Raw genomic sequence first — 9,758 nt, forward strand, 5'->3', positions numbered from 1 at the left:
TTTTGAAAATCTGCTAATTTGCTTTCCACGAATTATTGTCTGGGTTTTTGTCCGGCATGACCATGTCAGGATCTAACTGTACAGATTGCAATGACTCTGTGGTGGGTATTTTAAATTGCCATACGTCATTTCTTTCCCAGATTTCCACCGGTAGTTTTTTTCGGATCTTCTTGCCCGATACGGTTGTCGCTTCAATAATAACTGGCATCGGTAATTTTTCGAGATTTTCCACGGTGACAAGTGCGCCAAATTTTGGCTCGTTGTTGACATAGGATACCGATTTTATACCTTGGTCCATTTGCCAGTTGTTGACAAACCACCCGCGCCAGAACCAGTTTAGGTTTTCTCCAGCACCGTTTTCAATGGCTTTGAAGAAATCCTCTGGAGTAGGGTGTTTGTAAGCCCATTCTTGGATATATTTTTTAAAAGCGTAATCGAAGCGCTCAGGACCGATGATTTCGTTTCGCAATAATTTCAGTCCATAAGCTGGCTTATAGTAGACCAAAGCACCAATATTACGTTCTTTCATGTTTTGCGGAGTACTCATGATCGGTTCAAGATTACGGGCAGTAAAGATGTAGGATCTGCTCGCCTGATTACGGTAATATTCACCATTATTGAATTCCTTTGTAGCGAGTTCGTTAATAAATGTATTGAACCCTTCATCCATCCAGCCATGTTCACGTTCGTTGGATGCGACAATCATTGGGAACCAATTGTGACCAAACTCGTGGTTAGTAACCCCCCAAAGTGAACCTGCTTTGGCCCGATTGCCACAGAACGACAAGGCTGGGTATTCCATTCCACCAACATTGGAAGCTACATTGACCGCTACAGGGTAAGGATATTCAAACCAGCTTTTTGAATAGATTTCAATTGCGGCTTTTGTATATTCTGTCGAGCGTTCCCAGGCATTGTTACTGTTACTTTCAATTGGATAGGCTGACAAAGCAAGGGATTTTTTTCCGCTGGGCAGATTGATCTTCGCACCATCTACTATAAATGCCGTAGAGGAGGCCCAGGCAATGTCTTGCGCATTATTAAGTTGATATTTCCAGGTTAAGGTTTTCTTGTCAGGTCTGGAGTTTTTTGCGGTAACTTCTTCGGCGGAGCGGATGATTACGGTTTCATCGCTACGTTGTGCCTGTTGGTATCGTTTGAGTTGCTCAGCTGTAAATACTTCCTGTGGGTTTAACAATTCGCCACCCAAGACAACCATGTGGTTTGCTGGAGTAGTGATCTCAACCTGGTAATTTCCGAATTCACGATAGAACTCTCCTGGTCCTGTATAAGGAAGCGTATTCCAACCTCTAATGTCGTCATAGACACACAGTCTTGGGAACCATTGTGCAATGGCATAGATTTTTCCGTTTTTTGTATCAAGTATACCGGTACGATCAGCTCCATATTTAGGAACGGTGTATTGGTATTTAATCTTAAAAGTTATTTTTCCGCCCTTGCTCTTTAATGCCGTCGGAAGTCGAAGCTGCATGCGGGTATCGTCAATAATATGTTCGATCGTATTTCCGTTTACGTCCGTAACCGATTGTATCTGATATCCACCATCAAAAGTGGAGTTGCCATCACCGTAACGGCTGTCGGTCAAGGGGGAGATCAATTGACCACGGCCATGTTGTGAAAACATATTTTGATCTAACTGCAACCACAGATAGTTCATATTGTCCGGACTATTGTTACTATAAGTAATCTCAACAGCTCCTGTAATTTGATCATTTTGATCATTCAGGGAAGCCTGAATTTTATAATCGGCTGCATTTTGCCAGTAGGCAGGGCCCGGTTTTCCGGCTGCGGAACGATATTCGTTACCATTATTTTTAAAAAACAAGGGTGCAAAGGCCTCAGTATAGCTATAATTGGATGTTTTCTCCTGTGCAAAGGCCGGATAAGCATAGCTCAACGCAACAAGGCTTAAAGAAGCCAGTGCAATTCTTTTCATCATACGTTTACTTAAATTATGTTTATTTGCTCCAATATACAATGAAAAGTACATTGAGCCAAAAAAAACGAAAACGACGTCTTAAAAGTTAAGGGAAAAAGGGGGACTTTAAAGGTGTATTTGGTACAATTGGAGGCTTTTTAAGACCTCCATTCCAGGGAGCTTTCTGGAACTATTTTAAATTTGTTACGTACTCTGTTTCATTAAAACCAAGTAATATGCCTTTATTGTATTCAATAACGGGACGTTTAATCATACTCGTGTTTTCCTGAAGCACCTTATTGGCGCTATTACTGTCTACGACTTGTTCTTGAGTTTCCGGAGATAGTTTTTTCCATGTAGTTCCCTTTTTATTCACTAAGGCCTGCCAGTCTACCTGTGTTTCCCATTCTTTTAATTTATCCTCACTGACACCTTCTTTTTTGAAGTCATGAAATTGAAAGGGGATATTGTTGTCTTCCAACCATGTAAGTGCTTTTTTTACTGTGTTACAATTTTTGATACCGTATACCTGTAGCATAATAGTGACAATTTGGTGAATCCAAATTTAATCAATCTCGACACAATATTTAAAATAATTCGTATTTCTGAATACATTCAAGATGCCTTATCTGTGATCCAATGATAATTGCGGATATCCTGTTGTTCATGGTATTGGGAAAAATAGGGACAAGTGGACTATTCTATTCAAAGGAATAATCAGAGGTTTATGATTTGTTAAGATTCTATATTCCCTATGGATTGATAGTGTATTTAGTACACTATAAAAATTAGGAAGTAATAATAATTTTTAATAATTTAGTAGCTTCAAGTATAATGAAAGATTAAAATAAATCAATAACAGAAATATGAGCCTAAAAGATTTTAAAGGTGTATTGACAGGAGATCAAGTACAAGAGTTGTTTGAGGTAGCGAAGAAACATAAGTTTGCTTTGCCTGCGGTAAACATTATCGGAACAAACTCTATCAATGCGGTTATGGAAACTGCGAAAGCAGTAAATTCTCCTGTAATTATTCAATTGTCAAATGGTGGAGCGCAATTCTACGCTGGTAAAACCTTGAACAACGATAATTTACAAGCTTGTGTATTGGGAGCGGTATCTGCAGCACAACATGTTCATTTATTAGCTGAGCATTATGGTGTAGCGGTTATTCTGCATACAGATCACGCAGCTAAGAAACTTTTACCTTGGATCGACGGTTTGTTGGACGCTGGCGAGAAATTCTTTGAGCAACACGGAAAACCATTGTTCTCTTCTCACATGTTGGATTTATCGGAAGAGCCAATTGAAGAAAATATTGAAATTTCAGCTAAATACTTAGCACGTATGAAACCACTTGGTATGACCGTGGAGATCGAGTTGGGTGTTACAGGTGGTGAAGAAGATGGTGTTGACAACTCGGATGTAGATAGTTCAAAACTGTATACTCAGCCGGAAGAGGTTGCCTATGCTTTTGAAGAACTGTCTAAAGTATCTGACAAATTTACAGTGGCAGCTGCATTTGGTAACGTTCATGGTGTTTACAAACCAGGTAATGTGAAGTTGCAACCAGTTATATTACACAATTCACAAGAATATATTCGTGAGAAATATAATCTTACTGCTGAAAAACCAGTAAACTTTGTATTCCACGGTGGTTCTGGTTCATCTCCTGAAGAAATTGCAGAAGCGATTTCATACGGTGCAATCAAAATGAACATTGATACCGATATGCAATGGGCGTTTTGGGATGGTGTGAGAGCCTATGAAGCGAAAAACCACGATTATTTGCAAGGTCAAATCGGTAATCCTGAAGGAGCTGATTCTCCGAATAAAAAATATTACGATCCACGCGTTTGGTTACGTAAAGGTGAAGAAACGTTTGTTGCTCGTCTGAAAGAAGCATTCGCTGATTTGAATGCAGTAGATGTCAATAGCAAACTATAAGTATAAGCTAAAAAATAGATTATAAAAACGTCTTTAGTGCCCCCAAAAAGTTAAACACTTTATGGGGGCATTTTTTTATGTCAAAATAGGTTAAAAATACTGGTCTTAGTAGGAATTGGCTTATTTTTTGACGAACAACAATAAAAAGTCAAGTAAATATGAAATTTTTAGGAGTCAGTGTAATTCTTTTATTAATTGCCCAAATAGGGTTTGGGCAGGTGAAGCAAAATGTTGGCGATTTTTCTTCGGTGGTAGCGACAGACAAGATTCAGGTGGAGTTGATTAAGTCCGACGAGTCCTTGGTGACGTTTGAAGGACAGAATCACGAGAATGTTAAGGTGGTCAACACAAATGGATCCTTGGTTTTGAAAATGAATACGTTGAACATGCTGCAAGGGGGGAATATCTCTGTGAAGGTGTATTACAAGAGTTTGAACAATGTGGAAGCAAAAAAAGGCGCCAAGGTATTTGCGACCACAAATAATAAAGTTGCTGCTGATCACTTAAAAGTATATGCTTCAGAAGGTGGTCTGGTCGATCTCTATACAGCGGTAAAAACAGCTGAAATAAAAGTGACCTCAGGTGCTACAATCGCTTTGTATGGAAAGGCAAACAAACAGGAGATCATTTCGAATTTTGGCGGTAAATATGAAGGAAAAGATTTTAAGACGAACACCACGGTGGTCACCGTTAATGGTGGTGGTAAAGCGAATGTTTATGTTACTGATTCCATCGAAACCAAAACACGTGGTGGCGGTGTCATTGATGTTTATGGAAAACCAGAACAACGTGTAGAAAAGAAAATGGCCGGAGGAACAGTCAACTTTAAATAAGTAAACTGTCTTGGATTTGTCAATTTTAGTGCGAGTTCATTTTAGTTGATTTTATAGAAAAGAGTGGAAATTTGAGGTTATAGATGAAATAAAAAGGGTTTAGCTTTATTGGGGTAATGATTATTGTTTAACCTTTTTATTAAAAAGGTCAGTTATTTTGTTTTTCTCATCAGAAACCTTCTTCATTTGTGCTTAAAATACTTATTTTTGTGAGGGAATAATAAAAATAGTATTATGGCAAAGCGTAATTATGTTTCAAATTCTACGGAATCTACGCGCATGTTCAAGAATGACTTTTTGGAGTCTTTGACGAAGGTGCATTGGAGTGTACCTTTGATTTTCTATGTACCCGTGGTTGTGTTCTTTTCGTATAAAGCGCTAGTTTGGGGAGAGGTTTCCTTCTTAACATACATGGGGTATTTTATTTTTGGTTTAGCTTTCTGGACTGCTTTTGAATATGCATTACATCGTTGGGTATTTCATTTTCACCCGACAACGGAATGGGGAAAGCGAATTGCTTTTATTTTCCATGGTGTGCATCATGATTACCCAAGAGACCGTATGCGTTTGGTGATGCCATTGTCAGCGAGTATTCCACTCGCTCTTTTGGTGTATCTTGGTTTTACATTGTTTTTCTCGAATGAGTTTATCCTGGCCTGCTTTTTCTCAGGTTTTATGGTGGGGTATTTGATCTATGACGAATGTCATTATGCGATGCACCATGCTAATTTTAAAAGCGGCATTTTCAAACGCATCAAGCAGCACCATATGTTGCATCATTATTCTGATCCCGAAAAAGGCTTTGGAGTAAGTTCTTCCTTATGGGATGAAATTTTACGCTCAGGTTTCGAAGAAAAGGAACCCAAAAAAGAATCTACTTCCTTAAAAGAAGAAAAAGCATAAATTGAATCACATCAACTAAAAAAGCCCTGGATAGTTTCCAAGGGCTTTTTTTATGGATTAATTTTTATTTATCAATGTGATCAAGTGGGCTTTGTAGGCCAACTTTAGATCAAGGGTTTCTTGTTGGGATTAGCCTGCAGGTATTCCAGTTTGAACTGAAACATTTGGGCCATTTTCTGCGCACGCCATTTGGCCTCTTCGGCCTTTTGTCCACTGTATAAGCAATCTACTGTTGCTTCGAATAAATTGAGCCATTGACCAAAGTGTTGTGCATCAATGGGTAAATTGATATGGGGTGGAAAAGGGCTGCCGAAATAACTATGTTCATCCAGCAGGATAGTCTGCCAGAAACTATACATCTTTTCAAGATGTATAGCCCAATTGTCTTGAATTCGTGCCTTAAAAATAGGTCCCAGCAAAGTATCTTTACGTATCGTCGTATAGAATTGATCTACTAATACTTTAATGTCATCGAGTGTTTGAATATCCTGTTTCATCGGCGTATGATCTATGCTCATGAATAAAGGCCTATAGCTGGATCAAAAACTTTTTCATGATGTTTATCTGGATTAAATGTAGTGACATTTATGGAGAATCGCATCACTTGGATGTAAAGATGTCTCGTTGAAATTTTGTAATTCTCTTTTATTGTCAGTAAATTGACTCAATACTAAGGGAAAAACATATGGGAAAATACGTTCTTTTAATCCTATTATCGATGGGATTTTATGCTGTTGAGGCACAGGTTACAACAATTTCGATCAATAAGGAAAATTTTCAGTCTTCTGGTTTTCCATTTAAGGGGAAGCGTGTGTTACAAGTGGAACGCCTTCAGACTCCAAAAGAAGATAATTATATTGTTTTTTCAAAAGAGGAACGGGGTGCTGATCCCGATAAACTTTATGTACAACAATTTCAGCAGATCGATGGAATGTGGCAGCTTGTGGCTGATGAATTGATATCCGAAGAAGGGATTGTTACGTCGGTTTGGGAATCTCGAAAGGCATTTTTTGATGCGGATAGGGATGGTAAATTGGATGCATTATTTATCTATTCAAGGCATCCAAAGGATGACCTGCAAAAGCAGCTAAGCTGTATTGGACTAGTTCTTTATAAGAATAAGTTTTACCGTCTCCGTGCAGAGGAAGCAGATGGTTATAGCCAAACAACGTTTTCGGACAATTATGCATCCCTACCGGTTGAGGTAAAAGAAAATGTGGAACGTTATTGGAATAATCTGGATAAAAGATAATATAGGCTACGCGTCTGGAATCTACCGAAAGATCGATGGATCATATGATCTTTCGGTAAACTTGTTATTGTATATTTGATCAAATAGTAAGCATTTCCGCATTTTTTGATCACTAATTGATTTTACCTATGAAAGGCTCATTCAATAGGTTATCTCAAAGCATGGACAAGATATCGTTTAAATCAATGTTACTGGAGTGCAGCGAGCAATTGCTTTTCTTCTTCGATTTGCGTTTTACTGATTACGTAACGTGCGATATGCTGGTCCTTCAAATGGTCTATCGTTTGAATAACATCTTTCGTGCGCGCTTCTTTGCTAGGTTTAATCAATACAATCATGTCCTTTGTATTGGGCATGGTGCTAATCTTAGCTTTTAACTGTGCAATAACAGCCGAGAGCCCTTTGTCGATATCTACCGGTATTTGTGAAGAGCTGATCGGTTTTTTGAAATCCCCATGATACCACATGAATTTTCCTTCGCCCAGGATAAGAGTTGCCGTGCGGTTTTCATCAATAAGAACCGAACTTTCTATAGCTGATTTAGTTTTGTCTGGCATGGCGATATCCATTGCAGATGGTTTATTTAATGTTGTGGTCAACATAAAAAATGTAATGAGAAGAAATGCGAGGTCTACCATCGCTGTTAAATCTACTTTAGGGGCCATTTTCCTGCTTCTTATTTTTTTCTTTCCCGTTTCTTGCGTTTTTTGATTTAATTCTGCCATGATCGTCATCTTTAGGTTAACACGTTGTTGTTACTCCTTATAATGATGGCAGAAAAGAATGGATTCCACAGTGTTTTTTAAAAAAAAATTGAAGTTTTTTTTAGATATTTTCTGTGTTTTTTTTCTTAACTGTTGGTAATCAGTTTTTTACCTGGTGTTTTGGTTTGTTCGTTTTTGATCAGATTTGTTTAATTCGCTTGTTATTTTTCCTTTCATCCAATTTAGGTCGGTTGCTAGGCTGTCGAAATTTATCGAGTTGGTTTGGTGACTTAATTTGAGTAACAAGGTTACTTTCGTTGTGATTTTAATTTTTGTACAAATAGTTGTGTTTGCAAAAAAGCCCTTCAATGCTGAAAGGCTTTTCTTGTGGAGTGGTTGTTACGTTACTCAGCAAGCGTCTTGGTTAGGTATGCGTTTATAAATTATTTTGTTATCTCTTTGTACATAGTCGCCCGCTACTATTGGATACGAATACTTAGGCGCGTACATGACACCACGACCCCTTATCGTTATTTTGTCGTTTACTTTCAAGCTTCGCAATTGTTGAAATTCATTGGAATTTTCCAGGCCAAAACTGAGAATATAGTCTTCACGATTAATTCTAACCATCACACCGTAACCTAACTGTGCTCCTAGTGGAAGATAAAGCGAAGTTACAACTGCGGCTATGTCGGCAGAATTCTTTATCTGATTGTTTATTTTCGCCGCGTTGTCAAGTACTTTTATGCCTTCGGGAGATTCTTGCCATTTTTTGAACTTTATACCATTAGGACTCGCTTCCCATTTATTCCTTTCGGCGGTCATTTCAGAACGAGTGCGTGATTTCGCAGCCGATTTTTTAAAAGTTTCATTTTTGATTTCGCGATTGGCAAATGCCAAGCCGCTTCCTATGGCAAGCGGTAAGACCAATACATAGATAATTTTTTTCATATTTTTAAAAGTTTAATGAAGATTCGGTTTATCACAGTAAATTAGATCCGTTCAAACTTTTTTCTCGTATCCTTTTTAGCGTGATGTAACAAAAATACGTTGATGATACTTATATAGTGGGATTTAGACTGTAAATAGTGATGTAATCTTTGTAAATAAATTGTAAATCGTATGTCTGAAAGCCGAAATATTTTCTCAGGGAACCGGAAGTACTTGTATGGCGGGATAATGCTCTTGTTTATTGCAATGGCCTTTATCGCTTTTGATAAGACTGGTACAGACGATTTTGATAGCGCCAGGAGAGAAGTTTTGCTTCGGCGGATAGGGGATGAACTGCTTACACAGTCGGGTGACAGTAGATCAAGGGTGCTTCCGATTGAAAAGATTCAAGAAAATGAATATCAGATCAGGTTTGAGAATGAAATCACCTTTAAACCAGACTCATGGTGAGTACTATTCAGCGGCTGTTGGTCAATGATCCTCTTGCCCGTGATTATGTCGTTAATGTACTCAACTGTGGCAATTCGAGTGTAGCTTATGGATATGCTATTTCCCATAATAAAAAAGATGATATTATTGCTTGTAGAGGTAGAGTGCAACCTAAAGGATGTTACATGATCAATATTAAATTTAAACCGAGCGGGATAAATACAGCAGCGAATAACTATTTTCTTGGTATCGTGTTGTTTTTAGCATTTGCTGGATTCTTTTTTTTGAAATCGGATCGGAGGCGAAGCATTGTGTTAGACGATCAAAATAACAGTATTTTAACCTTTGGGGCCGTTTTGTTTAATCCGCAGGAGCGAGAAATGATCATTAATGAAAACACCATAGATCTCACTGGAACGGAAACCCGTTTGTTACATATTTTAGCCTTGTCTCCTAATCAAACGATAGCGCGAACACGGCTGCAAAAAGAAATTTGGGAAGATGAGGGAATTATTGTCGGGCGCAGTCTAGATATGTTTATATCAAAACTTAGAAAAAAATTGGAGTTTGATCCGACTATCAAAATTACGGTTATACGTGGTAAAGGATATAAACTTGAGGTTAGTTCTTAAGAAGAGTAAGGGGACGGATTGGGCTAAAATGCAAAAAGCCTTTCATTTCTGAAAGGCTTTTTCTGCGGAGAGTGAGGGATTCGAACCCCCGAACCTGTGACAGTTAACGGTTTTCAAGACCGCCGCATTCGACCACTCTGCCAACTCTCCGCGACAAAAGTAGAAATTT

Annotated in this window: 11 protein-coding genes and 1 tRNA gene; 6 read left to right on the forward strand and 6 right to left on the reverse strand. The window is 38.3% G+C overall.

Translation table 11 applies throughout. The features are described 5' to 3' along the window. Nucleotides 1-13: 13 nt before the first annotated feature. Together B3H30_RS21030 and B3H30_RS21035 are read right to left on the reverse strand one after the other, a co-directional pair. The gene (locus B3H30_RS21030; protein ID WP_239468752.1) at nt 14-1,960 is read right to left on the reverse strand and encodes a M1 family metallopeptidase; all 1,947 of its coding nucleotides are present in this window, start codon (nt 1,958-1,960) and stop codon (nt 14-16) included. Between the two features lie 169 nt (nt 1,961-2,129). Beyond that, nucleotides 2,130-2,477 (reverse strand): ArsC family reductase, encoded by a 348-nt coding sequence (locus tag B3H30_RS21035; protein ID WP_070566141.1) that lies wholly within the window; start codon nt 2,475-2,477, stop codon nt 2,130-2,132. 328 nt (nt 2,478-2,805) lie between these two features. Between B3H30_RS21035 and fbaA the strand changes: the two genes are divergently transcribed. From fbaA to B3H30_RS21050, 3 genes are all read left to right on the forward strand, one after another. Continuing rightward, on the forward strand, nt 2,806-3,885 hold the full coding sequence (gene fbaA, locus B3H30_RS21040; RefSeq protein WP_070566139.1) for a class II fructose-bisphosphate aldolase: 1,080 nt from the start codon (nt 2,806-2,808) through the stop codon (nt 3,883-3,885). A gap of 158 nt (nt 3,886-4,043) precedes the next feature. Then, complete coding sequence (locus B3H30_RS21045; RefSeq protein WP_070566137.1) at nt 4,044-4,718, forward strand: head GIN domain-containing protein; 675 nt, start codon at nt 4,044-4,046, stop codon at nt 4,716-4,718. 234 nt (nt 4,719-4,952) lie between these two features. After that, nucleotides 4,953-5,621 (forward strand): sterol desaturase family protein, encoded by a 669-nt coding sequence (locus B3H30_RS21050; protein ID WP_236585996.1) that lies wholly within the window; start codon nt 4,953-4,955, stop codon nt 5,619-5,621. 104 nt (nt 5,622-5,725) lie between these two features. Here B3H30_RS21050 and B3H30_RS21055 read toward each other — a convergent pair whose 3' ends face one another. Further along, nucleotides 5,726-6,139, reverse strand: coding sequence for a group III truncated hemoglobin (locus B3H30_RS21055; RefSeq protein ID WP_236585997.1), 414 nt, complete (start codon nt 6,137-6,139; stop codon nt 5,726-5,728). A gap of 167 nt (nt 6,140-6,306) precedes the next feature. Here B3H30_RS21055 and B3H30_RS21060 point away from each other — a divergent pair, with 167 nt between their 5' ends. Then, nucleotides 6,307-6,873 (forward strand): hypothetical protein, encoded by a 567-nt coding sequence (locus B3H30_RS21060; RefSeq protein WP_070566135.1) that lies wholly within the window; start codon nt 6,307-6,309, stop codon nt 6,871-6,873. A 188-nt stretch (nt 6,874-7,061) separates the two neighbouring features. Here the strand turns inward: B3H30_RS21060 and B3H30_RS21065 are convergent, their stop codons facing one another. Together B3H30_RS21065 and B3H30_RS21070 are read right to left on the reverse strand one after the other, a co-directional pair. Continuing rightward, a complete protein-coding gene (locus tag B3H30_RS21065) occupies nt 7,062-7,598 on the reverse strand; it encodes an ExbD/TolR family protein (protein WP_070566193.1) in 537 nt (178 codons plus the stop codon). A 387-nt stretch (nt 7,599-7,985) separates the two neighbouring features. Continuing rightward, entirely contained in the window at nt 7,986-8,528 is a 543-nt protein-coding gene (locus B3H30_RS21070) for a hypothetical protein (protein ID WP_070566133.1), read from the reverse strand. 171 nt (nt 8,529-8,699) lie between these two features. On the opposite strand from B3H30_RS21070, the gene B3H30_RS21075 reads away from it, so the two are divergent. Both B3H30_RS21075 and B3H30_RS21080 read left to right on the forward strand, forming a co-directional pair. Further along, nucleotides 8,700-8,978: a hypothetical protein gene (locus tag B3H30_RS21075; RefSeq protein WP_236585998.1), complete on the forward strand. Its 279-nt coding sequence runs from the start codon at nt 8,700-8,702 to the stop codon at nt 8,976-8,978. Continuing rightward, nucleotides 8,972-9,589, forward strand: coding sequence for a winged helix-turn-helix domain-containing protein (locus B3H30_RS21080; RefSeq protein WP_236585999.1), 618 nt, complete (start codon nt 8,972-8,974; stop codon nt 9,587-9,589). The genes B3H30_RS21075 and B3H30_RS21080 overlap by 7 nt, the downstream gene beginning before the upstream one ends. Before the next feature lie 65 nt (nt 9,590-9,654). On the opposite strand, the gene B3H30_RS21085 is transcribed toward B3H30_RS21080, so the two are convergent. Next, nucleotides 9,655-9,739, reverse strand: a tRNA-Ser gene (locus B3H30_RS21085). Nucleotides 9,740-9,758: the final 19 nt, after the last annotated feature.

This window comes from Sphingobacterium sp. UBA7038 (assembly GCF_002494055.1).
GTDB lineage: Bacteria > Bacteroidota > Bacteroidia > Sphingobacteriales > Sphingobacteriaceae > Sphingobacterium > Sphingobacterium multivorum.